Consider the following 26,527-nt stretch of genomic DNA (forward strand, 5'->3'; position numbering starts at 1 on the left):
TACGTCAACGCGTCCAGCACCGTCACCACCGCGCCAGGACGCTCCACCACCGTCTGCTGGACGAAGTTCGCCCCGATGAACCCGGCGCCGCCGGTGACCAGAACGCGCATGACAACCTGCACCAATCTGTGGGGGAATGCCCGGCTCAGCGCCGGCCGAGGGCACGATACTGCCAGCCGGCGTCCGTCCACGCGGTGCGGCTCAGGGCGTTGCGGCCGTCCAGGACGGTGCGCTGCGCGACGAGCGTCCCCACCCGCTCCGGGTCCAGGTCGCGGTACTGCTTCCACTCCGTGAGGAGGAGGACGGCGTCCGCGCCGGCCAGCGCGGCCTCCAGGTCCCGCTCGTAGTGCAGGAGCGGCTGCTTGGCGCGCGCGTTGTCGATGGCCTGCGGGTCGTGCACGGTGACGACCGCGCCCAGCTCGGACAGGCGAGTCGCGACGTCGAGGGCAGGCGAGTCGCGGACGTCGTCGCTGTCGGGCTTGAACGCGGCGCCGAGCACGGTCACCTCGGCCCCCTCGACCATCCCGCCCAGCACCTCGGAGGCGAGATCCACCATGCGGGTGCGACGGCGCGTGTTGATCGCGTCGACCTCGCCGAGGAAGGCGACGGCGTCGCCCGCCCCGAGCTCGTCGGCGCGGGCCCGGAAGGCCCGGATGTCCTTGGGCAGGCAGCCGCCGCCGAACCCCAGTCCGGCGTTGAGGAAGCGGCGCCCGATGCGCGCGTCGTGGCCGATCGCGTCGGCGAGGCGGGCGACGTCGCCCCCCGCCGCCTCGCACAGCTCCGCCATCGCGTTGATGAAGGAGATCTTGGTGGCGAGGAACGAGTTCGCCGCCACCTTCACGAGCTCCGCCGTCGGGTAGTCCGCGACGATGCGCGGCACGCCCTCGGCGAGCGGCTGGGCGTAGACCTCGTCGAGCGCCGCCGTGGCGCGCTCCCCGGCCGCGCCGTCGGGCACGCCGTAGACGAGCCGGTCCGGGTGCAGCGTGTCCTGCACGGCAAAACCCTCGCGCAGGAACTCCGGGTTCCAGGCGAGCACCGCCCCGGGCCCGGCGGACCCGACGACGGCTGCCAGCCGCTGCGCGGTGCCCACGGGGACCGTGGACTTGCCCACCACGATCTCCCCCGCTCCGAGGTGCGCGACGAGCTCGCCCACCGCGGCGTCGACGAACGTGAGGTCCGCCGCCGGGCCGTCCGGCCGCTGCGGGGTGCCGACGCACACGAAGTGCACCCGCGACCCGGCGACCGCCGCCATGTCCGTCGAGACGGTGAGCCGGCCCGTTCCCGTGACCTGAGACAAGAGGTCGTCCAGCCCCGGCTCGAAGAACGGGGCCTTGCCGGCGGCCAGGGCCTCGACCCGCTCGGCATCGACGTCGACGCCCACGACGTCGTGGCCGAGCTGCGCGAGGCTCGCGGCGTGCACCGCGCCGAGATACCCCAGACCGATCACCGAGACCTGCACGTTCACTGCCCTTCGTCGAGGCATCCGTGGGACGACGAGGTACCCGAGGGCGCCTCGCGCTCACTCTAGGTCGCGGCACGACGACGGACGAGGCCGAAAAACTCCGGGTCCCGGACGACACGACGGCCCCGGACCGGCCACGGGGGACCGGTCCGGGGCCGCCGGTGCGACGCCGTCGCGCGAGGTCAGAGACCCAGGGCCGCCTGGATGGGCTCGAGCGTGAAGTACACGAGGAACATGGCGGCGGCGACCCACATGAGCGCGTGGATCTGGCGCACCTTGCCGAGCGCGAGCTTGATGATGACGAACGCGATGAAGCCGGCGCCGATGCCGTCGGCGATGGAGTACGTGAACGGCATGATGATGATCGTGAGGAACGCGGGGATCGCGATCTCCACGTTGCGCCACGAGATGCCCGCGACCTGCGCCATCATCAGGTAGCCCACGAAGACGAGGGCCGGCGCGGCGGCCTCGTAGGGCACCAGCGCGACGACCGGCGACAGGAACGTCGCGAGCAGGAACAGGGCGCCGGTGACCACGGCGGCGAAGCCGGTGCGCGCGCCGGCGCCGACGCCCGTCGTCGACTCCACGTACGCGGTGTTGGACGACGTGCTGCCGACGCCGCCCAGCACGGCGGCGAGCGAGTCGGCCACCAGGATGGCGCGCGTGCGCGGCGGGTTGCCGTCCTTGTCGAGCAGCTTGCCCTCGGCGCCGACGGCGACCATGGTGCCCATCGTGTCGAAGAAGTCCGCGATGAGCAGCGAGAAGACGATGAGGACCACGGACACGGCCGCGATGTTCTGGAACGAGCCCAGCAGGGAGAACTGACCGATCAGGCCGAGGTCCGGCGTCGTGACCACGCCCGAGAACGTGGGCGCGTTGAGGTTGAAGCCGTCCGGGTTCTCCGCGCTCTTGGCACCGATGTGCAGCGTGTTCTCCAGCACGACGGCGAGCGCCGTCGCCGTGATGATCGCGACCAGCATGGCGCCGCGCACCTTGCGCACGAACAGGACGATGGTGAGCACGAGGCCGACGATGAACACGAGCATCGGCCAGGTGCCGAGGTTGCCGAGCGCGACGACGGTGCCCTCGCCGGGCACGACGAAGCCGGCGTTGACCAGGCCGACCAGCGCGATGAACATGCCAATGCCGACGCTGATCGCCGTCTTGAGCTCCACGGGCACGGCGTTGAACACGGCCTCCCGGAACCCGGTGAGCACGAGGATCAGGATGATGATGCCCTCGATCACCACGAGCCCCATGGCGTCGGCCCAGGTGACGTTCGGCAGTCCGGCGATGGAGTACGCGACGACGGCGTTGAGGCCGAGGCCGGCGGCGAGGCCCAGGGGGTAGTTCGCGAAGACGCCCATGAGGAGCGTCGCGACGCCGGCGATCAGCGCGGTGGCCGCCGCGACCATGCCGAGCGACTCGGGCGTGGCCTCGGTGCCGCCGCCCAGCACCTGGCCGGTGCCGTCGGGCACCGTGCCGATGATCAGCGGGTTGAGCACGATGATGTAGCTCATCGCGAAGAACGTCACCAGACCGCCGCGGACCTCCGCGCCGATGGTGGAGCCTCGCTCGGTGATCTTGAAGAAGCGGTCGATCGCGCTCAGCTCGCCCTGCGGCGGCGCGGTGGTCTGGTTCGCCATGAGCAGAATCGTGCCAGATCCTGTGAAGGACTCCTGCACGGAAACCGCGTGGTGACGCGGATTTCACATCGTCGACGCCGGTCGAGGCGACGTCGTGTCAGTACGCCCCCCGCCCCGAGACCACGGCCTTCGCGGTGCGGGCGAGGATGAGCAGGTCCCCGAAGACGGTCCAGTTCTCCGCGTAGAAGACGTCGAGCCGCACGCCCTCCTCCCAGGACAGGTCGGACCGCCCGCCCACCTGCCACAGCCCGGTGAGGCCGGGCTTGACGCGCAGGCGGCGGCGCACGCGCGCCTCGTACTGCGACACCTCGGCGGGCAGCGGCGGCCGCGGCCCGACGAGCGACATCTGCCCGGCGAGCACGTTGAACAGCTGCGGCAGCTCGTCGAGGGAGAGGCGCCGCAGCACCTTCCCGACGGCGGTGACGCGGGGGTCCTCGCGCAGCTTGAAGAGCACGCCGTCGCCGTCGCTGGGACCGGCCAGCACGGTGTGCTCGCGGTCCGCGCCCTGGCGCATGCTGCGGAACTTCAGCATCTCGAAGGTGCGGCCGTCGCGCCCCACCCGGTCCTGGCGGAACAGCACGGGACCGCGGCTGGTGAGCCGCACGGCGAGGGCGACGACCGTCATCAGGGGCAGCAGGAGCAGCGTGATGAGCGCGGCGCCCGCCCAGTCGACCACGGACTTGAGCACGTACCGCGGCCCGGTGAAGCGCGGGGCGTCGACGTGCAGCAGCGACACCGACTGCTCGGGGGTGACGGTGATGCGTGGCCCGGCGACGTCGGCGAGCTCAGCGGTGAGCATGAGGTCCACCCCGACCGGCTCGAGCTCCCACCCGAGCCGGCGCACGACGTCGGCGGTGATGGCGTCCGACCCGCTCACCGCGACGCAGTCGGCGCCCACCTGGGCCGCCATCGTGCCGGCGGTGCGGAGGTCGCCGAGCACGGGGACGCCGAGGATCTCCTCGCCGGGTCGCACGTCGTCGGAGGTCGGCACGCACACCCCGATGACGCGGTAGCCGGAGGTGCGGTCGTTCAGCTCGTGCACGAGCCGCTCCACCTGGTCGCGCAGCCCCACCGCGAGGACGAGGGTGACGCACCCGCCCTCCCGGCGCCGCCGGTGCAGCCAACCGCGGCACAGCCACCGCCCGAGCAGGAGCGCGACCACGCCGGTGGGCACCGCGACCAGGAGGAAGGTGGAGATGCCGGGCCGCGCGAGCAGCAGGGCCAGCAGCGCGAGCGGGGCCACGAGCCGCCACGACGCGTCGAACACGCGCTGGTACTCGGCCGGCCCGGACGCGAACACCCGCACGTCGTAGGCGCGGCCGGCCCACAGGCTGCCGAGCCACGCCGTCACGAGCACGACGACGCACAGCACCTGGTCGCCGAGCACGGACGCGGTGGCGTGCTGGGTCACGACGACGCCGCGCACGACGGCGGCGGCCACGGCCGCGGTCACCACCACGACGACGTCGGTGCGGACGAGGCGTCGCCGGTACGCCGTCTGCCACGACCCGGCGCGGAAGGAGTCCCGCACCTCCTTGAGACGCGCCGCGCGGAGGGCCGCGGTGCGCGACCGGAGAGGCTGGCCGATGTCCGAGACGGTGATCACGGCGGCCTCCTCTCCCGGGCTCCGCCGCCGCGCCCGTGCGCGGCGGCGTCACCAAGGTAGGAGCGCCACGACGCTTCCCGAGACCCTTTCGCGGGCCTTTCACCCCGGCTTTCACCCGACCCGGTTTTCACCCGCTGACCTGGGGTTTCACCCGCAATTCAGCCGGTCTCCGGCGTCACGGCCAGGGTGCTCGGGACGACTGCCGCCGGGGGCGACGAGACCCGACCGAGCCGTAGGATGGGCGAGTGCCCTCACTCGTCCGCCTGCTGACCCACCCGGAGGAGCGGCGTCCCGGTCCTCCGCCGCTGCGCGTGGACCTGCGGCGCGTGCTGCTCGGCGGCATCGGCCTGTGGGCGGTGGCCCTCGTCGCGACGGTGGTCGTGTACGCGCTCGGCGACGCGACGGAGGAGGCTGTCGTCACCTGCGTGGCCGGCATCCTGCTCGGCGGCGCCGGCCTGCTGTGGGAGCGCAAGCACCGCGGCGAGTACCGCGGCGAGGACTGACCTCCCTCAGCGCCCCCACTTGGCGGCGGGCGCCCGCCAGGCGTCCAGCGCGTCGAGGAGCTGCGCCGGCGTGTCGGCGACGACCAGCGCGTCGCGGTAGGTCGGGGCGAGGAAGCCCTCCGCCACCATGTGGTCCACCATCGCGAGCAGCGGCTGCCAGAACCCGCCGACGTCGTACAGCGCCACCGGCTTGGCATGGATGCCCAGCTGCTGCCAGGTCCACACCTCGAACAGCTCCTCCAGGGTGCCCGCGCCACCCGGCAGCGCGACGAAGCCGTCCCCCAGCTCGCCCATCCGCAGCTTGCGCTCGTGCATGTCGGCCACGACCTCCAGCCGCGTGAGGCCGGGGTGCGCGATCTCGCCGTCGACCAGGGCCTGCGGCATCACGCCCAGCACCTCGCCGCCGCCGGCGAGCGCGGCGTCCGCCACCTCGCCCATGAGCCCGACGCGACCGCCGCCGTAGACGACGCCGACGCCGCGGCCGGCCAGCTCCGCGGCCAGGTCGCGCACGGCCGCCGCGTACCGGGGGTCGCGGCCCGGCGACGAGCCGGTGAAGAGGGTGAGGCGGCGCAGCGCGCCCGTGGTCGACGTCGTCAGGCTTTCCGGTTCGAGCACCCGGACATCGTAGGGACCTCCGCCCGCCCGACAGGCACCGCCGTCAGCCCCAGGCCGTCGTGACCCACAGCTCGGCGGCGCGCTCCGGTGCGGTGAGCACGGTCGCCAGCAGCGCACAGCGGTCGGGCCGGCCGAGGACGTCGGCGAGCGCGGCGGCGAGCCCGGCCCGGTCGGTGGCGTGCGCGCGCCCCTCGGCGTCCACCCACCACGGCACGGGGCTGCCGGCCACGGACAGCCGGCCGTGCTCGAACCACACCGCGGGCAGCCGCGGGTCGAGGGCGGCGACGCGCTCGTCGAGCCGCCGCTCCTGGCCCGGGCCGTCCGGCGCGGGCAGGCCGTCCTCCCCCACGACGGGCAGGTCGAGCAGGTCCGCGACGGCGGCGACCTCCGCCTCGGGCACGGGCAGCACCGCACCCAGCACGGCCCAGCGCGCCGTGCCGGCCACCTCGACGTCGTCGGCCCGGCGCACGACGACGTCGCTCGCGTCGAGCGCGGGCAGCCGGTCGGGCAGCGGGTCGAGCGCGGCCGCCCGGGCGGCGGGCGCCAGCCGGACGGCGAGCCCGGCGAGGCCGCGCCACACGCCGAGCGCGGTGGACAGCGGCACGGAGGTGCCGACGTCGGGCAGCCGGTCGAGCGCGGCCGGCCAGTCCAGCGGGTCGAGCCGGTCCAGCCCGTCGACGACGCCCAGCGCCCGGCGCGCCTCGGGGTCGAGCGCGGCGACGGCGGGCGGCGCCGGTGGCAGCAGCGGCACGCCGTCGTGGGCGGCGAACGGCGCTCCCAGCCGGTCGCGCAGCCACCACGCCGTGTACGACGGCGCCCCCGCCACGGGGGTGACGAGCGCGCGGCGCGCGTCCGGGTCGGCGGCCAGCGCGGCGAGCACCGGCCCCCAGGCGTCGCCGTCCCCGTCGTCAGTGTCGTCGGTGTCATCGGCGTCGTCGCCCACCGCGTCGAGGTCGGCGACCGCCTCCACGTCCCCGACGTCGACGCCGGGGCCGACGCGGTCGGCGAGGAACCGCAGGTAGTCCTCCCAGCCGGACAGCCAGCCGGCCGGGTCGTCCGGGCCGTGCTCGGCCTCGGGGTCCGCGGGGTCGGGGGTGAGCACGTCGGTCACCCGGTACGTGTCAGGGTCGGCCCGCACGCCCAGCGCGACCAGCAGCGGCGCCGGGTAGTACGCGACGGCCGCGCGCGTGACGGGCGCGAGCCCCGGCATCGCCCCGGCCGCCCACGACCCGGGCAGCACCGCCTCGCGCGCGGGGCGCCAGCCGTCCTCGGTCGGCACCGGCAGCTCGCCGAGCCAGAACGGGAAGTCCTGCCCGCCGCCGGCGTGCGCCAGGCGAGCCAGCGCGAGCACGTTCTGCACCACCTCGCGCGGCCCCTCGTCCACCGGCCCCACCAGGGTGGGGGCGGCGACGACGCCCAGGTCCGGCACGTCCGCCGCGCCGTCGAGCAGCGCCTCCGACGCCGCCAGCGCGAGCGCGCGCACCCCCGGGTCGTCGAGCAGCGCGCGCGGGCTGGTGGACGAGGCCCCCGCCCGCACGAGCAGCGGGTGCGCCGCGTCCGGGTGCACGACGCGCACGCCGAGCGTCCGCGCGACCGCGGCGAGCGCCGGGTCGTCGTCGTCCTCCGGCAGCACCACCGTGCCCCGCACCCCGGACGCCGTGCGCCCGTCCGCGAGCGGCACCCGCGCGCCGGCCAGCGCCTCCAGCACCCCCGGGTCCGCGGCGTACGGCTCGAGCGCGTCGCACAGCGCGTACCAGCGCGGGGCGGGCAGCCCGCCCGGCAGGTCCGCGACGACGTCGGCGAGCGTCGTGGGCGTCGCGCCCAGCCGCCGCGCCACGCCCTGCTGCGCCGTCGTGAGCGCGACCAGCCCCGGCACGACGCCGGCCAGCACGCCCACCAGGCGCGGGTCGTCGCCCGCCGCACCGACGAGCACCGTCGCGTCGGCGGGGGCGACCCGGGCCGCGACGGGCCCTGTGTCCTCGCCGGCGGACGTCGCGTCGGCCGGCGCGGGCAGCAAGGGCGCCGACCGCAGCGCGTCGAGGGCCGCGTCGCGGACCGCGACGTCGAGGTCGCCGGCGGGCATCCCCCCGGGCACGAGGTCGAGCACGTCCGCGCCCCGCTCGGGCGCCAGCCCGGCCAGCAGGTCGGCGTACGCGCGCCCGGCCTCCGCCGTGAGCCGGTCCGTCAGCGGGCCGGGCAGCACGCGACGGCGCCCCGGGTCGACGGGGAACGACGCCACCAGCAGCGCCGGGAACGTCAGCGGCACGTCCGTCGGGGTCGGCGCGTGCAGCACGGCGCCGTCGTCGGCGTGGTCGGAGGCGCCGGCAGGGCCCCGGCGCACCGCCCACGCGACGGACCAGCGCGGGCGGCGCTGCTCGAGCGGCAGGTCCGCCGTCTCGTCGTCGGCCACCGCGCCCGACCGGCGCAGCACCTCCCACCGGTCGTCGACGTCGGCGAGCACCCGCGTCGTCGTCCCCGCGTCGTCGCTGTGAGCGCGATTTCGGGGACTATTCGGTCGCGAATAGTCCCCGAAATCGCGCCCACAACACTCGACGGTGACCGAGGCGAGGGCGGGCAGGGCGAGCAGCAGCGCGTCGTCGACGGCGTCGAGCTGCGCGCGCACGGACGCCACCGCGTCGGCGTCGCGGAGCACCAGCTCGACGACGGTGGCGAACCCGTCCCACGCGTCGTCCGCCCCGTCGGCAGCCTCGCCCAGCGCCGGCGCGGAGAACGGCAGGCGCAGGACCGGCAGGTCGTCGCCGCGCCCGGCGACGGCGTCGCGCAACGCCGAGCCCTCGGGGGCGACGTCGTCGAGCAGGTCGCGCGTCGCGGCCAGCGAGAACCGCACGCCGCCGCTGGTCGAGCGCACCGTCACCTCGTCGGACACCGCCCGCACCGCGGCGAAGCCCACGCCGAAGCGACCGACCTCCCCCGGTCCGCCGGAGGTGTCACCCGCCGAGCCCGTCTCCGAGGCTGCCTTCGCCGACGCGCGCAGCGACGCCAGCGACGCGACGCCGTCGGCCGTCAGCGGGGCGCCGGTGTTCGCGGCGACCAGGACCGCGGCGCCGCGCGGGTCGTCGGCGAGCTCGGTGAGGCGCAGCACCAGCCGCCCGGCGACCCCAGCCCGCGCGGCCGCGTCCGCGGCGTTCTGCGCGAGCTCGGTCACCACGCGGTCGCGGTAGTAGCCGCGCGCGTGGTCCTCCTCCGCGTTCGCGTCCTCCCGGAAGCGCGTGCCCGACCCGAGCCACGCCTCCGTGACCGCGTGCCGCAGCGCGGCGGCCCCGAAGACGTCGCCCGTCACTCGGCGATGGGGCGCTCGGGGGCGGCGTCGGCCTCCGGGGTCGCCTCTGCCGTCGCCTCCGCGGCGTCGGTGGTCGCGGGCCGCTCCACGACGACGGCCTCCACGCGGAGCTCGTCAATGAGCGGCGCGTCGTCCGGCCAGTCGCTCGGCGGGTGCGGGGCGTCCGTCTCGGAGTGGGCGCCGCAGCCGTGGTCCAGCGACACGACCTTGCCGTCGTCGGGCGACCACGCGTTGGCGCAGACGCCGAAGAGCTGGCCGAGCGGGCCCTGCAGCGGCACGAGGAAGCCGCAGCTCATGCACTCGGCGGGCGACGCGACCGCGCCCGGCGCCGTCGGGCCGCGCGACCCGCGGTACCAGCGCTCGGCGGCCTCGTCGCGACCCTGCGGGGACAGCACGCGCTCGCGCGCGAGGGCGAGCTCGTCGATCGCGACGGAGTCGAGCTCCTCATCACCGGTGGGCTTCCAGCCGGGCTCGAGGCGCGGGTCGTCGGCCTTGAACGGCAGCGTGTCGCCGGGGCCGACGTCGCCGGGGCGCAGCCGCTCCGCCCACGGCAGCCAGGCCGGGGCGAGCAGCGCGTCGTCGCCGGGCAGCAGCTCGACCTCGCACACCGTGGCGACCTTCCCGCGCGGCACGCGCGCGAGCGTCACGGTCCAGTGCCAGCCGCGGTAGCCCGGCATCGTCGCGGCGAACCGGTGGGACATGAGGCGCTCGCCCTCGGCGACCGCGCCCAGGTGCTCGCCGACGTCCGACGGCGACGACGCGCCCTCCTGCGCGGCCTCCCGCGCCAGGTCGACCGCGCCCAGCAGCACGGCGTCCTTGCGCGCGCGGGAGCTGACCCGCGGCGTGCGTGCGGGGGCGTCAGCGGCAGCGGTCACCATGTCGTCGTCCTCTTCGTGCTCGTCATGTCCTCGTCTCGGGCCCTCGGTGCGGGCGTGGTCGTCGGCCGGGGCGTCAGGAGTCGAGGTCGTCGGCGACGGCGCGCAGCAGCGTGGCCACGCGCTTGCCCGACGTGGCGTCCGGGTACTTGCCCCGCTTCAGCTGGTCGCCCACGCGGTCGAGCACCTTGATGAGGTCCTCGACGATGCCGGCCATCTCCGACGGCGCCTTGCGCTTGGCCTTCGCCACCGACGGCGTCGGGTCCAGGAGCGTCACGGACAGCGCCGACGGTCCGCGGCGGCCGTCGGCCACGCCGAACTCGACCCGGGCGCCGGGCTTGACGCTCTCGACATCCGAGGGCAGCGCGGAGGCGTGCAGGAAGATCTCCCCACCGTCCTCGCTGGCGATGAAGCCGAACCCGCGCTCCGCGTCGTACCACTTGACCTTGCCGGTGGGCACCTGAACCTCTTCGTGCTCGTCGTCGACTACGGCCCCGCGCCGGTGCGCGGAGCCGGATCCGGCCGGTGCACGGGCGCGCGCCCGGCACACGGCCAGACGCTCAGGCTACCGGCCGGTGCGGGCCGGTGCCGCATCGGTCCGCGTCCGCACCCCGCCCTTCGCGCCGAACAGGCGGTTGACACCGTTATGAGTCGATTTCTTTGCCCATTCCGGCATCAACCGCCTGTTCGGCACGTGGGGGCGACCGTCAACGGATGCCGAGATCGGCGGCGAGCCGGAGGGCGACGGCGTCGAACCACGCCTCCGGGTCGGCGACGGACCCGACGAGGTGCCCGAAGATCTCGAACGACACCGTGCCGAACAGGGTGGTCCACGCCATGAGCGTGCGGGCGACCAGCTCCGTGGGCGCACCCTCGACGATGCCCCGCGCCGCGACGAACTGCCGCGCCGGGTCGACGACGGCGCTCGCGTCGGGGGCGCCGTCGGGCGCGGGCCGCGGGGCCGCGCCGGCGGCGTGGGCACGCGCCACGACCGTCACCAGCACGCGGACGACGCGCGTGGCCGGGTCGACGGTGTCGCGCGGCGCGGCGTACCCGGGCACCGGCGTGCCGTACAGCAGCCCGAGCTCCGCGGGGTGCGCCACGGCCCACGCGCGCAGCGCGCGGCAGGCGGCGAGCCAGCGGGCGGCGACGTCGTCGCGGTCGACCACGGCGGCGTCCGCGTCCTCGACGGCGGCGCCGAGCTCGTCGTAGCACTCCACGATCAGCGCGGTGAGCAGCGCGTCGCGGCTCGGGAAGTAGCGGTAGACGGCGGAGGAGACCATCCCGACGTCGCGGGCCACGGCGCGCAGCGACAGGGCGACCGGGCCGTCGGTGGCAAGGCGGGCGCGGGCTGCGGCGCGGATCTCGCGGGTGAGCGTCTCGCGGGCGAGGGCGCGGGCGGTGCGGGGGGCGTCGGCCATGCGGCTCAGCCTGGCATGCGAGAGCGATGACCACAAACGAGAGCACCGCTCTTGCCAGGCGCCGTCGAACGTGCCACGATCGTCGCAACAGAGAGCACCGCTCTCGGATTGGAGCACCAGTCATGACCGACCGTCACCTGATCGTCGGCGCCGGGCCCGTGGGCCGGCACGTCGCCGCCCTGCTCGCCGAGCGCGGCTCCGACGTCACCGTCGTCACGCGCAGCGGCCGCGACACCGGGATCGCCGGCGTCGCGCACGCCGCCCTCGACGCCTCCGACACCGACGCGCTGACCCGCGCGGCCGACGGCGCCGACGTCCTCTACAACTGCGCCAACCCCGGCGACTACACGCAGTGGGAGCGCGCCTGGCCGCCGCTCGCGGCCGCGCTCCTCGCCGCCGCCGAGCGGTCGGGCGCCGTCTACGCCATCACCGGGAACCTCTACCCGTACGGCCCGGTCGACGGCCCCATGACCGAGGACCTCCCCGACGTCGCCACCGACCACAAGGCCGTCCTGCGCACCCGGCTCTGGGCCGACGCGCGGCAGGCGTTCGAGCAGGGCCGGCTGCGCGGCGCCGTCGAGGTCCGTGCCTCCGACTACATGGGCCCCGGCATCGGCGCCAACGGGCACGTCTCGCGCGTGCTGCCCGCCGCCCTGCGCGGCAGGGCCGTGACGGTGATGGGGCGCACCGACCAGCCGCACACGTTCACCGACGTGGCCGACGTCGCCCGCACCCTGGTGGCCGCGGCCGAGGACCCGGGCTCGCACGGCCGTACCTGGCACGTGCCCAGCAACGCGCCGCGCACCCAGGCGCAGGCCCTCGCCGACGTGCTCGCCGCCGCGGGACGCCCGCGCGTCCGCGTCCGCGCGCTGCGCGGTCCCGCGCTGGCCGCGGCCGCCGTCGTCTCCCCTCTCCTGCGCGAGGTGCGCGAGCTGATCTACCAGTGGGAGCGGCCGTACGTCCTGGACGACTCCTCCGCCCGCGCCCGGTGGGGCCTCGAGCCCACCCCGTGGGACGAGGTCTGCCGCCGCACCGCCGGGCTCTGAACCTCCCTTCCTCGCCGAACAGGGAGGGGGCGGCGCGTAGCATCGATCAGATGGCCAGCACGTCGCCCCGGGGCACGGCGGAGGCCGACGTCGCGGACGGCGCCGGCACCACGGACGCGCCCCGCACCTTCACCGAGGCGATCCGCACGCGCGACGACGCCGAGCTCCTCGCGCTGCTGCGCGCCCGGCCCGACCTGGCCACGCCGTCGCCGTCCACGCTGCGGTCCCTGGCCGCCCGCGCGTCCAGCCGCACGGCCCTCGAGCGGGCCCTCGCGCACGCAGATGCCCGCACGCTGCAGGCGCTGGAGGCCGTCGTCGCGCTCGCCGGGAACGGCCCGGTGTCCCCGGACGACGTGCGGCACGCGGTCGGCGCGGACGACGTCGCTCCGGCGGGCGACGACGGCGCCGACGGCGCCGACTCAGCGGGGTCCGTCGTCGAGCGCGCGCTCGACGACGCGCTGACCGCGGCGCTGCTGTGGGACGCGGGCGAGCCCGGACGACCCGACCTGCGCCCGGCGCCCGGGCTGGACGACGTCCTCGGCCCGCACCCGGCGGGACTCGGCCCGGCCCGCACGGGCGCGCGCCTCCCGCGGGCGGACGGCGACGCCGTCGCGGACCTGCCCCGCGGCGGGCGCGAGGTGCTGGACGCCCTCGCCTGGGGCCCGCCGATCGGCCTGGTCCCGGCGCCCGGTACCGCCGCGCGGACGGCGGTGGACGCCCTGGTCGACGCGCGACTGCTGCTGCGCACGGACGCCCGGCACGTGACGCTGCCGCGCGACGTCGGGCTGGCGCTGCGGGGCGGTCGTACGCACCGCGCGCCCGAGCTCGCGCCGCCCCGGCCGGACGGGCGCGCCATACCGCAGGCGGTCGCCGACGCGGAGGCCGCGAGCGCCGCCCTCGAGCTGGTGCGCCGGGTGGACCTCCTGGTCGCCGCCTGGGACGACACCGCACCGGCGGTGCTGCGCAGCGGCGGGCTCGGCGTGCGCGACCTGCGCCGCACGTCCCAGGCGCTCGGCGCGGACGAGGCGGACACGGCCTTCGTCGTCGAGGTGGCCGCCGCCGCGGGCGTGGTGGCCGACGACGGCGAGGCGCCGCCGTCGTACCGGCCCACGACCGTCGCCGACCGCTGGGAGGTGATGGACGACGCCGAGCGCTGGGCGCTGCTCGCGGCGGCGTGGGCGGGCTCGCGGCGCACGCCGTGGCTGGTGGGCTCGCGCGACGAGAAGGGCAACCTGCGGGCGCCGCTGTCCCCCGACCTGCACCGCGGCTGGGTGCCGCGGCTGCGCCGCCAGGTGCTCCAGGTGCTGGCCGCGCAGCCGGGGACGGCGCTCGACGTCGACGCGGTCATGTCCGTGCTGCGCTGGCACGCGCCGCGCACCGTGCCGCCGGAGCAGGCGGTCGCGGGGCTGCTGACGGAGGCCGCGCTGCTCGGCGCGACCGGCGCGGGCGCGCTGTCCGGTCCTGGCGCCGCCGTCCTCGCGCTCCTGTCGGACGCGGAGCCCCCGGGGGCGAACCACGCGCCCGCGACCTCGCGCGGCCTCGAGGAGGCGCTGCGCGCGGCCCTGCCGCCAGAGGTAGACGAGGTGCTGCTGCAGGGCGACCTCACCGGCATCGTGCCGGGCCGCCCGTCGCAGGCGCTCGCCGTCCTGCTGGAGCGGTCGGCGGACGTCGAGTCGCGCGGGGCGGCGACCACGGTGCGCTTCTCGCCGGCGTCGGTGACGCGCGCGCTGGACCACGGCACGACGGCGGACGAGCTGCTCGACGCCCTGGCGAGCCGCTCGCGGGTGCCCGTGCCGCAGCCGCTGGAGTACCTGGTGCGGGACACGGCACGTCGGCACGAGTCGCTGCGGGTGGGCTCGGCGGGGTCGTACGTGCGCGCGGCGGACCCGACGGTACTCGCCGGCCTCGCGGCGGACCCACGGCTCGCCCACCTGGGCCTGGTGCGTCTCGCCCCGACGGTCCTGGCCGCGGCCGTCCCCGCGGCCGAGCTGCACGACGCGCTGCGCGCCCGCGGCCTGCTGTCCGCCGTCGAGGGCCCGGACGGCCGCGTGCTCAGCGCGCGCCTGCGCCGCCCGCCGCGCCCCGACCGCACCCCGCGCGACCCGCGCCGCGGCCCGGCCGCCGAGCCGGAGGCGACCTCCGACGAGGCGCGCCGACACCTCGTCGCCCGCCTCCGCGCCGCGGACGCCGGCACCGACACGGCCGTGGACCGGCTGTCCGGCGCGCACCGCGCCGCGCCGGTGTCGGGCAGGGACGGGACGCCGGAGCCGGCGCGGACGCCCGACCGCCGGCGCGCCCCCGAGCCGGGCGACGCCCTGGCCACCCTGCACGACGCGCTGCGCGACGGCCGCGTCGTGTGGATCGAGATGGTGGGCGCGTCGGGCACGCTGGAGCGCCGCGCGCTCAAGCCGCTGCGGCTGGACGGCGGGCGGCTGCGCGCGCTGGACCCGGCGCGCGAGGCGGAGCTCACCGTCGCGGTGCACCGCATCGCCGGCGTGGAGCCGGTGGACGGCTGACCTGGGCGCACGCCCGCCCGGAACAAGCACGCAGACGCCAGGCGTTGAGACCCTGGATCGCCATCCCCGACCGCCACCCGAAGGAGCCGCATGACCGACGGCCCGCTCATCGTGCAGAGCGACAAGTCCATCCTGCTGGAGGTGGACCACCCCCGCGCCGACGACGCGCGCCGCGCGATCGCGCCGTTCGCGGAGCTGGAGCGCGCGCCGGAGCACGTGCACACCTACCGGCTCACGAGCCTGGGGCTGTGGAACGCGCGCGCCGCGGGTCACGACGCGGAGCAGGTGGTGAACACGCTCATCGAGTACTCCCGCTACCCGGTGCCGCACGCGCTGCTCATCGACGTCGCCGAGACCATGGGCCGCTACGGGCGCCTCACGCTCGCCACCCACCCCACGCACGGCCTCGTGCTGGAGGCCAGCGACCGGGCCGTGCTCGCCGAGGTGCTCAAGTCGAAGCGCACCGCCGGCCTGGTGGGCGACCGCATCGACGACGAGACCGTCGTCGTGCACCCGTCCGAGCGCGGCCACCTGAAGCAGGTCCTGGTGAAGCTGGGCTGGCCGGCGGAGGACCTCGCCGGGTACGTCGACGGGGAGAAGCACGAGATCGCCCTCTCCCCCACCACGCAGCCGCGCACGCCGCACGAGGAGCCGAAGACGTGGGAGATGCGCCCGTACCAGGCGCAGGCCGTGGACGGCTTCTGGCACGGCGGCTCCGGCGTCGTCGTGCTGCCCTGCGGCGCCGGCAAGACGATCGTCGGCGCGGGCGCGATGGCGAAGAGCGGCACCACGACGCTCATCCTCGTGACCAACACCGTCAGCGCCCGGCAGTGGCGCGACGAGCTGGTGCGCCGCACCACCCTCACCGAGGACGAGATCGGCGAGTACTCGGGCTCCCGCAAGGAGATCAAGCCCGTCACCATCGCCACCTACCAGGTGCTCACCACCAAGCGGAAGGGCGTGTACAGCCACCTCGAGCTGCTCGACGCCCGCGACTGGGGCCTCATCCTCTACGACGAGGTGCACCTGCTGCCCGCGCCCATCTTCCGCATGACGGCGGACCTGCAGGCGCGCCGCCGCCTCGGCCTCACCGCCACCCTCGTGCGCGAGGACGGCCGCGAGGACGAGGTGTTCAGCCTCATCGGGCCCAAGCGCTACGACGCCCCGTGGAAGGACATCGAGGCGCAGGGGTACATCGCGCCCGCCGACTGCGTCGAGGTGCGCCTGACCCTGCCCGAGCACGACCGCATGGTGTACGCGACGGCGGAGCCGGAGGACAAGTACCGCCTCGCCGCCTGCGCGCCGGGGAAGAACCGCGTCGTCGAGCGGATCGTGGCGCAGCACCCGGACGACCAGGTGCTCGTCATCGGCCAGTACCTGGACCAGCTCGAGGAGCTCAGCGCCCATCTCGACGCGCCGCTCATCACGGGCGCGACGACGGTCCGCGAGCGCCAGCGCCTGTTCGAGGCGTTCCGCTCCGGCGAGATCTCGCGCCTCGTCGTGTCGAAGGTCGCGAACTTCTCCATCGACCTGCCCGAGGCGTCGGTCGCGATCCAGGTGTCCGGGTCGTTCGGGTCGCGGCAGGAGGAGGCGCAGCGGCTGGGGCGCGTCATGCGGCCCAAGGCGGACGGCCGGACGGCGCACTTCTACGCCGTCGTCGCCCGCGACACCGTGGACCAGGACTTCGCCGCCCACCGGCAGCGGTTCCTCGCCGAGCAGGGGTACGCGTACCGCATCGTCGACGCGGAGGACCTCGAGGCTCCCGACGCCGCGAGGTAGTGCCTCCCGTCCTCCGGTAGTGGCCGCCGAGACCTACCGGGAAACAGGGGGCACTACCCGGATGCGGGACGGCGGCGTGCGGGCATCCGCGCGCCGTCGCACGGTGGCCGCATGACCCGATTCGGCTACACCCTGATGACCGAGCAGGCCGGCCCGAAGAGCCTCGTCGACTACGCGGTGCGCGGCGAGCGGGCCGGCTTCGACTTCGAGGTCATGAGCGACCACTACTTCCCGTGGCTGGACGCGCAGGGCCACTCCCCGTACGCGTGGAGCGTGCTCGGGGCGGTGGCGCACGCGACCGAGCGCGTGGGGCTCATGACGTACGTGACCTGCCCGACGCTGCGCTACCACCCGGCCGTCGTGGCGCAGAAGGCGGCGACGGTGGGGCTGCTCTCCGACGGCCGGTTCACCCTCGGACTCGGCGCCGGGGAGAACCTCAACGAGCACGTCGTCGGCGCCGGCTGGCCCGCCGTCGACGAGCGGCACGAGCTGCTGGCCGAGGCGGTGGAGATCATCTCCGTGCTGTTCGGCGGCGACCTCGTCAGCTACCGCGGCGACCACTTCCAGGTGGACTCGGCGCGGCTGTGGGACCTGCCGGACGAGCCGGTCGAGATCGGCGTGGCCGTCTCGGGCCGGCAGTCGGTGGAGCACCTCGCGCCCCTGGCCGACCATCTCGTGGCGACCGAGCCGAAGCCGGGCCTGGTCGAGCGCTGGGACGCCGTCCGCGAGGACGCCGCGCTGCCGCCGTCCCGCAAAATCGGTCAGATGCCGATCTCGTGGGACCCGGACCGTGACGCGGCGATCGCCCGCGCGCACGAGCAGTTCCGCTGGTTCGGCCTCGGCTGGCCGGTGAACGCCAACCTGCCCACCACCGAGGCGTTCGAGCGGGCCACCGCGTTCGTGCGCCCCGAGGACGTCGCGGACGCCGTCCCGTGCGGCCCGGACCTGGACGCCGTGGTCGAGGCGGCCGCCGCGTACTGGGAGGCGGGGTTCACGGACCTGGCGCTCGTGCAGATCGGGGACGAGCGGCAGGGACGGTTCCTCGACGAGGCGGCCGGCCCGCTCCTCGAACGGCTGCGCGCGGCAGCCCCGGGCGACGGCGACGCCTGACGGCGGCCTGACCCCGGCGCGTAGTGCCGCAATTGCGTCGCATGCCCGCGCGCGACACGATCAGGTCGTGAATCCCCGTGTCGTCCCCGCTGCGCCGCACCGCGCCGCAGCGGCCGTCGGTGCGTGCGTGCTGGCCCTGCTGCTGGCGCTCGCCGGCGCCGCCGTCCTCGCGCTCAGCGCCTCCGCCGTCCCTCCCCTGACCCAGCTCGACAGCGAGATCACCGACCAGTCGGCGGTGCTCGACGACGGCGACGAGGCGCAGGTGCAGGCCTCGCTCGACCAGCTCGCGGACGAGACGCCGTACCAGCTGTTCGTCGTCTACGTCGAGTCGTTCGACGGCACGGACGGTCGCGACTGGGCGAACCGCACCGCGACGGACGCAGGGCTCGGCGTCAACGACCTGCTGCTCGCCGTCGCCACCGAGGACCGCGCGTACGGGCTGTCGGTGGACACCAACAACGGCCTCTCCGACGCACAGCTCGACCAGGTGGAGCAGGTCGCGGAGGACCACCTGCGCGACGACGACTGGGCCGGCGCCGCGATAGCCGCCGCGGACACGATCCGCACCGGCGGCACGACGTCGTCCGGCGGCGGTGGCTGGGGCGTGGCGGCCGCGGTCGGCGGCGTCGTCGTGGCCGGCGGGGTCGGCGGCTGGCTGTGGGTCCGGTCGCGCCGCAAGAACCGGGGCGCCGCCGCCACGGCGGGGCCGGGCGACCTGTCCGCCGTCCCCACCGACGAGCTCGAGCGGCGCGTCGGCACCGCGCTCGTCGACATCGACGACGCCCTGCGCACGTCGGAGCAGGAGCTCGGCTTCGCGCAGGCGGAGTTCGGGCTCGAGGCCACCCAGGAGTTCTCGGCGGCGCTCGAGACCGCCAAGGCGGACGTCGCGCAGGCGTTCCACCTGCGCCAGGAGCTGGACGACGACGTGCCCGAGGACGAGCCCCGGCGGCGGCAGCTGCTCACCGGCATCCTCGAGCTGACCGAGCGCGCCGGGGCGTCGCTCGACGCGCAGACCGACGCGTTCGACGAGCTGCGCGCCCTGCAGCAGCGGGCCCCCGAGCTGCTCGACGAGACGGAGCAGCGCGCCGGCGAGATCGAGGCCCGCGTGCCGGTGGCGCGCGAGACCCTCGCCGGGCTCGCGGCGTCGTACCCCACGTCCGCGCTGGCGTCCGTCCGCGGCAACCCCGACCAGGCGACCGCGCTCGTGGCGCACGCCCGCGACGCCGTGGCCTCCGGCCGCACCGCGCTCACCGGCCGCACCCGGGCAGCCGCCGTCGCGCACCTGCGGGCGGCGCAGAACGCGCTCGGGCAGGCCGCGACGCTGCTGGACGCCGTCGACCAGGCGGGCGCGCAGCTCGCCACCGCCGGCGCCGACCTGGACAAGGGCCTCGCGTCGATCGGCCAGGACGTGGCCGACGCGGCCCGCCTCGTGCCCGCCGGCGGCGCCGCCGACGGCCAGGCGGACCGGGCCGCCGTGGCCGCGGCGCTCGCCGAGGCCGAGGCCGCGATGACCCAGGCGCGCGGCGCCCGCTCCGGCGGCGACCCGCTCGCCGCGCTGCAGCGCCTCACCGCGGCCGAGGCGGCCCTGGACGCGGCGCTCGCCACGGCGCGCGAGAAGGCGGAGGCGGACGCGCGCGCCCGCGCCCTCCTGCGCGACACGCTCGGCCGCGCCGACTCGCAGGTGCGCGCGACCCAGGACTACGTCGCGACCCGGCGCGGCGCCGTCGGGCCCGAGGCCCGCACCCGCCTGGCCGAGGCGGCGCGGCTCGTCGCCGAGGCCCAGTCGCTCCAGGCGCAGGACCCGACGGCGGCGCTCGAGCGCGCGCAGCGGGCCGAGCGGTACGCCCAGCAGGCGGCGCAGCTCGCCGAGCAGGACACGTCGTCGTGGGGCGCGAACCAGGGCGGGCAGGGCGGCCCGAACGTCGGCGGCATGGTGCTGGGCGGGATCCTGCTCGACTCCGTGCTGCGCGGGTCCGGCGGTGGCATCAGCGGCGGGTTCGGCGGGGGCTACGGCGGTGGCCGGCGCCGCGGCGGCTACGGCGGCGGGTTCGGCGCAGGCCGCGGCGGCGGAGGCTTCGGCGGCGGGGGCATGCGTGGCGCAGGACGCGGCGGGAGGTCCCGCGGCGGGCGCTTCTGAGACCCCGGCGGCCGGAACCCGACCGCGACAGCGCACGTTCTGGCAGGCAGACGACGACGGCACACAGTCAGCGACCCATTCAGCAGGGCGACGGAAGGAAGCACGACCATGACGCAGAAGCAGAGCATCCTCGGGCGCATCAGCCAGCTCGCGAAGGCGAACATCAACGCGCTGCTCGACCGCGCCGAGGACCCGCAGAAGATGCTGGACCAGCTCGTCCGCGACTACACGAACAACATCGCGGAGGCCGAGCAGGCCATCGCCCAGACCATCGGCAACCTGCGCCTCGCCGAGCAGGACTACAACGAGGACGTCCAGGCGGCCAGCGAGTGGGGCACCAAGGCCCTCGCCGCGTCGCGCAAGGCCGACGAGTACCGGGCCGCCGGGAACACGGCCGACGCCGACAAGTTCGACAACCTCGCCAAGGTGGCGCTGCGCAAGCAGCTCGACGCCGAGTCCGAGGTCAAGACGGCGCAGCCGATGATCGAGCAGCAGCGCGTCACGGTCGAGAAGCTCAAGACCGGCCTCGCCGCGATGAAGGACAAGCTGGGCGAGCTGAAGTCCAAGCGTGACCAGCTCGTCGCCCGCCAGAAGGCCGCCCAGGCGCAGCAGACCGTGCAGGGCGCGATCAGCTCCATCAACGTCCTCGACCCGACCAGCGAGCTGGCCCGCTACGAGGAGACCGTCCGCCGCGAGGAGGCCATGGCGATGGGTCAGGCCGAGGTCGCGGCCGCGTCCCTCGACTCGCAGTTCGCCGAGCTGGAGGCCTCCGACCAGGACATCGAGCTGGAGGCCCGGCTCGCCGCCCTCAAGGCCGGCAACGCGCCGTCGCCGCAGATCTCCCCGTCGACCGAGCAGTAGACCGGGCAGGAGGTCGAGCGCGCATCGGCCCCCGTCGACGGGACCCGTCGACGGGGGCCGGTCGGCGTCAGCCCGCGGAGCACTCCGCGGTCGCGTCGCCGGGCGTCCCGGAGCCGATGAGGCCGAAGGTCGCGGTCCCCCCGGTGTCGAGGGTGCCGTTCCATGCCGCGTTCGTCACGGTGCCGCCGGCGAGCACGCCGTTCCACACCTGGTCCACCGCGACGCCGCCCAGGTCGACCGACCAGCCGTCGAGCGGCTCCGTCGCCGTGACCGTGACGTCGGCCTGATAGCCGCCGGCCCACGAGTTCGTGACGCGCACGTCGGCGGTGCAGACGCCGGTCTCGCCGTCCTCACCGCCGCCCTCTTCGCCGCCGTCGCCTCCGCCGTCCTCGCCGCCGTCGCCCCCGCCGGCCGGGCCGTCGCCGACGATGTCACCGCCGCCGATGTTGATGTCGGAGCACAGGTAGTACGGCTGGTCGGCGTGGCTCGCCTGCCAGATCGTGTAGAGCACGGCGCGCCCGTCGTACCCGGTCAGGTCGACGTCGGTCACGTACGGCGACTGCGGGGCGTACGGGTCCGTCACCTTGATCAGGTCGAGGTCGTCCCAGGTGAGCGGCTCCGTCGTCGGGTCGTAGCTCGGCTTGGAGACGTAGATGCGCAGGTAGTCCGCCCCGTGGTTGGCGCCGTCGGTCAGCGTGAGCGTGAACCGGTGGTCGACGCCGGTGGCGTACCAGCCGCCGGGGGTGTCGAGGTAGTCGTACCGGCCGCCCTCGGTCTGCCCGCCCGAGCAGAGCTGCCCGTCGGGGATCAGCTCCTCGTGGCGCCCGCCGATGCCCTCGTGGTAGAGCCCGTTCCAGTTCCACATGGCGGCCGGCTCGGCCTGCCAGGCGCCCCAGCACATGGGGTCGAGCTCGGCCATCTCGGGGTTGAGGTGGTCGTCGCCCCACCGTTCGAGGCAGCCGTAGTTGCGGGTGGGCGGGTCGGTGACGGAGCCGTGGGCTGCGGCGCTGCCGGCCCCGGCGGTGGTGACGGCGACGACGGCGAGCGGCGCGACGAGCGCGGCCGCGGCCGCCGTCGCGACCTGACGCCATCGGCGGGCGCGGGTGGCGCCGCGGGCGGCGGTGCCGGTGCGACGAGTGGTGCGGGACATCGGTGTCCTCCTGTCTCGTGCCTCTTCGTGCTTTCTCGTGGGTGCCGGTCGCGGCGTCGCGACGCGGACGCCTGCCATTCGGTCATCGACCGGCCGCCGGGTCCACGCCACGAATCGTTTTGGGGTCGGTGCCGATACGCTGAGGAGCATGTCTCCCGCCTTCTCCGCCCCGGCCCCCGCGAGCGCTCCCGCCCCCGCGGAGGCCACGGGCCGCCGTACCTACCTCCTGGTGGACGGCGAGAACATCGACGCCACGCTGGGCATGAACGTGCTGAACCGGCGGCCGAACCCCGAGGAACGCCCCCGCTGGGACCGCATCTCCACGTTCGCGCAGAAGCTGTGGGACCAGGACGTCGTCCCGCTGTTCTTCCTCAACGCCAGCAGCGGACAGATGCCGATGGCGTTCGTGCAGGCGCTGCTCGCGATGGGCTACAAGCCGATCCCGCTGGCGTCGTCCGGCACGGAGAAGGTCGTCGACGTCGGTATCCAGCGCACGCTGGAGGCGCTGGCCGACCGCGACGGGGACGTCCTGCTGGCGAGCCACGACGGCGACTTCCTGCCGCAGATCGAGGCGCTGCTCGACGACGAGCGGCGAGTGGGGCTGCTGGCGTTCCGCGAGTTCGTCAACGGGCAGTTCGCGCAGCTCGCCGACCGCGGGCTGGAGATGTTCGACCTCGAGGGCGACGCCGACGCGTTCACCGCCCCGCTGCCGCGCGTGCGGATCATCCCGCTCGACGAGTTCGACCCGCTGCGCTACCTCTGACGCCGTGGTGAGCGCGCGTCGTCAGCCGGCGGCGAGCAGCTCCCGGTAGAGCGGGGTCGTGTAGCCGGGGGTGAACGTGCTGCCGCCGAGGAGGTCGCGCAGCCGCTCCGCCTCGGCGGCGACGGCGGCCTCGGCGTCGGCGCCCACGTCCTCGAGCAGGCGCCAGGCGAGGTCGCCGGCGGGCCGCACGATCCACAGCCCCACGATCCGGCCCTGCCACCACACGGTCGCCCCCGCGTTGCCGGCGCTGTCGAAGAGGTGCTCGCGGTGCGGGCCCAGGTACCAGTCGCGGGCGGTCCAGCCCATCGTCGTGGGGTCGAGGGTGGGCAGCAGGGCCGCGTGACCGGCGACGACGTCGTCCAGGGCGGGGTCGAGGTCCGCGTCCAGGTCGGTGGCGCGCAGCATCACGCCGTCGGCGACGACGGCGTCCCCGCCGGGCGGGCCGACCTCCACCTCGACCTCGCGCACGTCGAGCGCCGCGACGGCCCGGCGCGCCTGCCCGAGGTTCCAGCCGGTCCACCACCTGAGGTCCGCCACGGTGGCGGGCCCGAACGCCTCGAGCCACGCACGGGCGAGCTCGACGCGCGCCGCCTCCTCGTCCATGGCCGGGATCCCCTCCGGGAACCAGTCGGTCATCGGGGACCACACGTGCCGCGGCGACGACCACGCCCCGCGAGGCTCGCCCCGCACGATCGTGCCCTCCGCGGACAGCACGGACAGCAGCGGCGTCGTCATGGTACGCCGCACGTCCCACGCCTTGTCCGTGGTGGGCAGGAACGCGGTGCGCAGCAGCGGCGCCGCCCGGGAGAGCTCGGCGCCGTCGAGCGGGCCCGTGGCGAGGGCCGCGTGCACCTGCGCCTCGGCGGCCGCGAGCAGCGCCTCCGGGTCGTCGACGACCGGGTCGGTGGGCAGCGTCGCGAGCTCCTTGAGCAGCCGGGTGCGCAGCCGTGCCGCGACCGGGGCGGACGCCGCGGCGTGCACCACCGGCACGACGTCGCGCGGCACGACGAACATCGTGCGCCGCATGCCCAGCACCTTGACGAGGCTGCGCCGCTCGAACAGGGCGTCGCGCACGTCGTCGAGCCCGAGCCCCGGCACCCGCGCGAGCACCGCGAGGTGCACGCTCGGCGCGTCCGTCGCGTGCAGGGCGACCAGCCGCCGGGTGACGTCCTCCGGCGTCGCCGCCGCGGGCCGCCCCGTCCCCTCGACCCCGAGCGCGAGCTGCCGCACGACCAGGCGCCGCCGGCGCTGCTCCCCCGTGATCCGCACCCGCCCATCATGGGCCGAGGCACCCACAGAGCACCCCCACGGGCGCCCGCTCGGCCGCACCAGCGCCGTCCGAGCCCCTTCCCAGGCAACGCTCAGACCCCGGACGCACACTGAGGTCATGAGCGCACCCGAGGCACGTCTCGTCGTCGTGGACGACGAGCCCAACATCCGCGAGCTGCTGTCCACGTCCCTGCGTTTCGCCGGGTTCGAGGTGCACGCCGCCGGTGACGGGAACGGGGCGCTGCAGCTCGTCCGCGACATCGAGCCCGACCTGGTCGTCCTCGACGTGATGCTGCCCGACATGGACGGCTTCACCGTGACCCGCCGCATGCGCTCCACCGGCCGGCACACCCCCGTGCTGTTCCTCACCGCCCGCGACGACACGCAGGACAAGGTGCAGGGGCTCACCGTCGGCGGCGACGACTACGTCACCAAGCCGTTCAGCCTGGAGGAGGTCGTGGCCCGCATCCGCGCCGTGCTGCGCCGCACGCACGCGGGCGAGCCCGAGGACGACGCCGTCCTGCGCGTCGGCGACCTCGAGCTCGACGAGGACTCGCACGAGGTGCGCCGGGCCGGCGTCGAGATCGACCTGTCCCCCACCGAGTTCAAGCTGCTGCGCTACCTCATGCTCAACGCCGGACGCGTGCTGTCCAAGGCGCAGATCCTCGACCACGTGTGGCAGTACGACTGGGGCGGCGACGCGAACATCGTCGAGTCCTACATCTCCTACCTGCGCCGCAAGATCGACAACCTCTCCGTCACCGGCCCCGACGGGGACGACGTCACCCTGCCGCCGCTCATCCACACCAAGCGCGGCGTCGGCTACCTCCTGCGGGCGCCGCAGGCGCGATGAGCACCCCCACGCCCGGCGCCCCGGTCGCGGCCCCGGGGACGACGGCGGACGGGCGCGCGCTGCCCGCGGACCCGCGGTCGGCCCCGGAGCCGCCCGTCGCGGACCCCGCGCACCGCTCCGCGCCGTGGACGTGGCTCGAACGGCTGCCGCTGCGGACCCGGCTGGTCACGATCACCGTCCTGGTGCTGGCGGCCGGGCTGATCCTGGCCGCCGTGGTGACCCGCACCGTCGTCTCCGGCTACCTCGTGGCGCAGACGGACCAGCAGCTCACGCAGTCCGCCAAGGGCGTGGCGAACATGGCGCTCAACTCCTCCGGCGACCTGGCCCAGCGCGCCCCGAGCGAGTACGTCGTCATCCTGCGCGACACCGACGGCGCCACCTCTCCCCCGACGGTGTGGCCCGCCACCGAGGAGAAGTACGGCATCCCCGACATCCCCGACGAGCCGGTCTCGGCCGTCGTCGACCGCGGCCTCGAGCCCTTCACCGTCCCGTCCGTCGGCGGCGCCGAGCCGGGCGACTGGCGCGTCGTCGCCCTCCCGTACGGCTCGTCCGGCACCATCCAGGGCGCCGTCTACGTCGGGCTCCCCCTGGCGGAGGTGCAGCACACGGTCGCCTACCTCACGCGCTCGCTGCTGTTCTCGGCGCTCGGCATCGTCATCCTCGGCGGCGCGATCTCGTTCCTGCTGGTGCACCGGTCGCTGCGGCCGCTGCGGCAGATCGAGGCGACGGCGGCGGAGATCGCCGCGGGCGACCTGTCGCAGCGCGTCCCCGAGCGTCCGACGTCGACCGAGGTGGGCTCGCTGTCCGCGTCGCTGAACACGATGCTCACCCAGATCGAGCGCGCGTTCTCCGCCCAGGAGGAGTCGGAGCGCCGCATGCGCCGGTTCGTCTCCGACGCGAGCCACGAGCTGCGCACCCCCCTGGCCACGGTCAAGGGCTACGGCGAGCTGTACCGGCTGGGTGCGCTCGACACGCCCGCCAAGGTGGACGACACCATGGAGCGCATCGAGGACTCGGCGCGCCGCATGAGCACGCTGGTCAACGACCTGCTGGTGCTCGCCCGCCTCGACGAGGGCCGGCCGATGCGCCACGAGCCCGTGGAGCTGAGCGCGATGGCCCGCGACGCCGCCCAGGACCTGCACGCCCTCGACCCGACGCGCGAGGTTGCCGTGACCGGGCTCGCGCCGGGCTCCCCCGCGCCGTCCGGCCTCGTCGTGACCGGCGACGCCGACCGCCTGCGCCAGGTGCTGACCAACCTCGTCGGGAACGTGGCGCGGCACACACCGGCCGGCTCACCGGCCGAGCTGGCGGTGGGCCGGGCGCCCGACGGCGGCGCCGTCGTCGAGGTGCGCGACCACGGCCCGGGCATCACGCCGGAGCAGTCGAAGCGCGTGTTCGAGCGGTTCTACCGCGCCGACTCGTCGCGGAACCGGGAGTCCGGCGGGTCCGGCCTGGGGATGGCGATCGTCGCCGCGATCGTCGGCGCGCACCAGGGCCACGTGTCGGTGAGCGAGACGCCCGGCGGCGGGATGACCGTGCGGGTACTTCTCCCGGCGGCGGACGGCTACGATGGCGCGTCGTCCTCCTCCGCCTGACCGGAAGGCTGACCAGCAG

The 26,527-nt window shown here is 75.5% G+C and carries 20 protein-coding genes and 1 pseudogene; 10 read left to right on the top strand and 11 right to left on the bottom strand.

What is annotated here, in order from left to right:
- From ACQP60_RS13820 to ACQP60_RS13835, 4 genes and pseudogenes are all read right to left on the bottom strand, one after another.
- A pseudogene (locus tag ACQP60_RS13820) lies at nt 1-110 on the bottom strand (dTDP-glucose 4,6-dehydratase); the annotation flags it as partial.
- Between the two features lie 35 nt (nt 111-145).
- On the bottom strand, nt 146-1,459 hold the full coding sequence (locus ACQP60_RS13825; protein ID WP_429734357.1) for a UDP-glucose dehydrogenase family protein: 1,314 nt from the start codon (nt 1,457-1,459) through the stop codon (nt 146-148).
- Between the two features lie 185 nt (nt 1,460-1,644).
- Nucleotides 1,645-3,108: an NCS2 family permease gene (locus tag ACQP60_RS13830; protein WP_429733646.1), complete on the bottom strand. Its 1,464-nt coding sequence runs from the start codon at nt 3,106-3,108 to the stop codon at nt 1,645-1,647.
- A gap of 97 nt (nt 3,109-3,205) precedes the next feature.
- Nucleotides 3,206-4,714 (bottom strand): sugar transferase, encoded by a 1,509-nt coding sequence (locus tag ACQP60_RS13835; RefSeq protein WP_429733649.1) that lies wholly within the window; start codon nt 4,712-4,714, stop codon nt 3,206-3,208.
- A gap of 245 nt (nt 4,715-4,959) precedes the next feature.
- Here ACQP60_RS13835 and ACQP60_RS13840 point away from each other — a divergent pair, with 245 nt between their 5' ends.
- Entirely contained in the window at nt 4,960-5,217 is a 258-nt protein-coding gene (locus ACQP60_RS13840) for a DUF2530 domain-containing protein (protein WP_429733652.1), read from the top strand.
- A gap of 6 nt (nt 5,218-5,223) precedes the next feature.
- Here the strand turns inward: ACQP60_RS13840 and ACQP60_RS13845 are convergent, their stop codons facing one another.
- The 5 genes from ACQP60_RS13845 to ACQP60_RS13865 form a co-directional block, all read right to left on the bottom strand.
- Nucleotides 5,224-5,832 carry an LOG family protein gene (locus ACQP60_RS13845; protein WP_429733655.1) on the bottom strand — a complete coding sequence of 203 codons (609 nt, stop codon included), beginning with the start codon at nt 5,830-5,832 and terminating at the stop codon, nt 5,224-5,226.
- 43 nt (nt 5,833-5,875) lie between these two features.
- The gene (locus tag ACQP60_RS13850) at nt 5,876-9,133 is read right to left on the bottom strand and encodes a sacsin N-terminal ATP-binding-like domain-containing protein (RefSeq protein ID WP_429733658.1); all 3,258 of its coding nucleotides are present in this window, start codon (nt 9,131-9,133) and stop codon (nt 5,876-5,878) included.
- On the bottom strand, nt 9,130-10,011 hold the full coding sequence (locus ACQP60_RS13855; RefSeq protein ID WP_429733661.1) for a DUF3027 domain-containing protein: 882 nt from the start codon (nt 10,009-10,011) through the stop codon (nt 9,130-9,132). The genes ACQP60_RS13850 and ACQP60_RS13855 overlap by 4 nt, the downstream gene beginning before the upstream one ends.
- Before the next feature lie 73 nt (nt 10,012-10,084).
- The gene (locus ACQP60_RS13860; protein WP_429733664.1) at nt 10,085-10,468 is read right to left on the bottom strand and encodes a cold-shock protein; all 384 of its coding nucleotides are present in this window, start codon (nt 10,466-10,468) and stop codon (nt 10,085-10,087) included.
- Between the two features lie 247 nt (nt 10,469-10,715).
- Complete coding sequence (locus ACQP60_RS13865) at nt 10,716-11,429, bottom strand: TetR/AcrR family transcriptional regulator (RefSeq protein ID WP_429733667.1); 714 nt, start codon at nt 11,427-11,429, stop codon at nt 10,716-10,718.
- A 122-nt stretch (nt 11,430-11,551) separates the two neighbouring features.
- Between ACQP60_RS13865 and ACQP60_RS13870 the strand changes: the two genes are divergently transcribed.
- The 6 genes from ACQP60_RS13870 to ACQP60_RS13895 all read left to right on the top strand — a co-directional run bounded on the left by ACQP60_RS13870 (nt 11,552) and on the right by ACQP60_RS13895 (nt 20,878).
- Complete coding sequence (locus ACQP60_RS13870; RefSeq protein ID WP_429733669.1) at nt 11,552-12,475, top strand: NAD-dependent epimerase/dehydratase family protein; 924 nt, start codon at nt 11,552-11,554, stop codon at nt 12,473-12,475.
- A gap of 50 nt (nt 12,476-12,525) precedes the next feature.
- Complete coding sequence (locus ACQP60_RS13875; protein ID WP_429733672.1) at nt 12,526-14,991, top strand: helicase-associated domain-containing protein; 2,466 nt, start codon at nt 12,526-12,528, stop codon at nt 14,989-14,991.
- 90 nt (nt 14,992-15,081) lie between these two features.
- Entirely contained in the window at nt 15,082-16,770 is a 1,689-nt protein-coding gene (locus ACQP60_RS13880; protein ID WP_429733675.1) for a DNA repair helicase XPB, read from the top strand.
- Nucleotides 16,771-16,881: 111 nt separating this feature from the next.
- Entirely contained in the window at nt 16,882-17,880 is a 999-nt protein-coding gene (locus ACQP60_RS13885; RefSeq protein WP_429733678.1) for a TIGR03557 family F420-dependent LLM class oxidoreductase, read from the top strand.
- A 67-nt stretch (nt 17,881-17,947) separates the two neighbouring features.
- A complete protein-coding gene (locus tag ACQP60_RS13890; protein ID WP_429733681.1) occupies nt 17,948-20,017 on the top strand; it encodes a TPM domain-containing protein in 2,070 nt (689 codons plus the stop codon).
- A gap of 108 nt (nt 20,018-20,125) precedes the next feature.
- Nucleotides 20,126-20,878, top strand: coding sequence for a PspA/IM30 family protein (locus ACQP60_RS13895; protein WP_429733684.1), 753 nt, complete (start codon nt 20,126-20,128; stop codon nt 20,876-20,878).
- A 67-nt stretch (nt 20,879-20,945) separates the two neighbouring features.
- Here the strand turns inward: ACQP60_RS13895 and ACQP60_RS13900 are convergent, their stop codons facing one another.
- Nucleotides 20,946-22,028: a lytic polysaccharide monooxygenase gene (locus ACQP60_RS13900; protein ID WP_429733687.1), complete on the bottom strand. Its 1,083-nt coding sequence runs from the start codon at nt 22,026-22,028 to the stop codon at nt 20,946-20,948.
- Between the two features lie 148 nt (nt 22,029-22,176).
- Here ACQP60_RS13900 and ACQP60_RS13905 point away from each other — a divergent pair, with 148 nt between their 5' ends.
- Nucleotides 22,177-22,791 carry an NYN domain-containing protein gene (locus tag ACQP60_RS13905; RefSeq protein WP_429733690.1) on the top strand — a complete coding sequence of 205 codons (615 nt, stop codon included), beginning with the start codon at nt 22,177-22,179 and terminating at the stop codon, nt 22,789-22,791.
- 21 nt (nt 22,792-22,812) lie between these two features.
- Here the strand turns inward: ACQP60_RS13905 and ACQP60_RS13910 are convergent, their stop codons facing one another.
- The gene (locus ACQP60_RS13910) at nt 22,813-24,060 is read right to left on the bottom strand and encodes a DNA glycosylase AlkZ-like family protein (RefSeq protein WP_429733693.1); all 1,248 of its coding nucleotides are present in this window, start codon (nt 24,058-24,060) and stop codon (nt 22,813-22,815) included.
- Between the two features lie 118 nt (nt 24,061-24,178).
- Between ACQP60_RS13910 and ACQP60_RS13915 the strand changes: the two genes are divergently transcribed.
- Nucleotides 24,179-24,913 carry a response regulator transcription factor gene (locus tag ACQP60_RS13915; RefSeq protein ID WP_429733696.1) on the top strand — a complete coding sequence of 245 codons (735 nt, stop codon included), beginning with the start codon at nt 24,179-24,181 and terminating at the stop codon, nt 24,911-24,913.
- Nucleotides 24,910-26,508: a sensor histidine kinase gene (locus ACQP60_RS13920; protein WP_429733699.1), complete on the top strand. Its 1,599-nt coding sequence runs from the start codon at nt 24,910-24,912 to the stop codon at nt 26,506-26,508. The genes ACQP60_RS13915 and ACQP60_RS13920 overlap by 4 nt, the downstream gene beginning before the upstream one ends.
- The last annotated feature ends 19 nt before the right edge of the window (nt 26,509-26,527 follow it).

This window comes from Isoptericola variabilis (assembly GCF_050311655.1).
In the GTDB taxonomy this organism is placed as follows: domain Bacteria; phylum Actinomycetota; class Actinomycetes; order Actinomycetales; family Cellulomonadaceae; genus Isoptericola; species Isoptericola variabilis.

Coding starts and splice junctions, on each gene's coding strand:
- ACQP60_RS13915 (WP_429733696.1), top strand. CDS start 24,179: ATGAGCGCACCCGAGGCACGTCTCGTCGTCGTGGACGACGAGCCCAAC.
- ACQP60_RS13855 (WP_429733661.1), bottom strand. CDS start 10,011: ATGGTGACCGCTGCCGCTGACGCCCCCGCACGCACGCCGCGGGTCAGC.
- ACQP60_RS13905 (WP_429733690.1), top strand. CDS start 22,177: ATGTCTCCCGCCTTCTCCGCCCCGGCCCCCGCGAGCGCTCCCGCCCCC.
- ACQP60_RS13880 (WP_429733675.1), top strand. CDS start 15,082: ATGACCGACGGCCCGCTCATCGTGCAGAGCGACAAGTCCATCCTGCTG.
- ACQP60_RS13870 (WP_429733669.1), top strand. CDS start 11,552: ATGACCGACCGTCACCTGATCGTCGGCGCCGGGCCCGTGGGCCGGCAC.
- ACQP60_RS13900 (WP_429733687.1), bottom strand. CDS start 22,028: ATGTCCCGCACCACTCGTCGCACCGGCACCGCCGCCCGCGGCGCCACC.
- ACQP60_RS13875 (WP_429733672.1), top strand. CDS start 12,526: ATGGCCAGCACGTCGCCCCGGGGCACGGCGGAGGCCGACGTCGCGGAC.
- ACQP60_RS13885 (WP_429733678.1), top strand. CDS start 16,882: ATGACCCGATTCGGCTACACCCTGATGACCGAGCAGGCCGGCCCGAAG.
- ACQP60_RS13865 (WP_429733667.1), bottom strand. CDS start 11,429: ATGGCCGACGCCCCCCGCACCGCCCGCGCCCTCGCCCGCGAGACGCTC.
- ACQP60_RS13830 (WP_429733646.1), bottom strand. CDS start 3,108: ATGGCGAACCAGACCACCGCGCCGCCGCAGGGCGAGCTGAGCGCGATC.
- ACQP60_RS13895 (WP_429733684.1), top strand. CDS start 20,126: ATGACGCAGAAGCAGAGCATCCTCGGGCGCATCAGCCAGCTCGCGAAG.
- ACQP60_RS13920 (WP_429733699.1), top strand. CDS start 24,910: ATGAGCACCCCCACGCCCGGCGCCCCGGTCGCGGCCCCGGGGACGACG.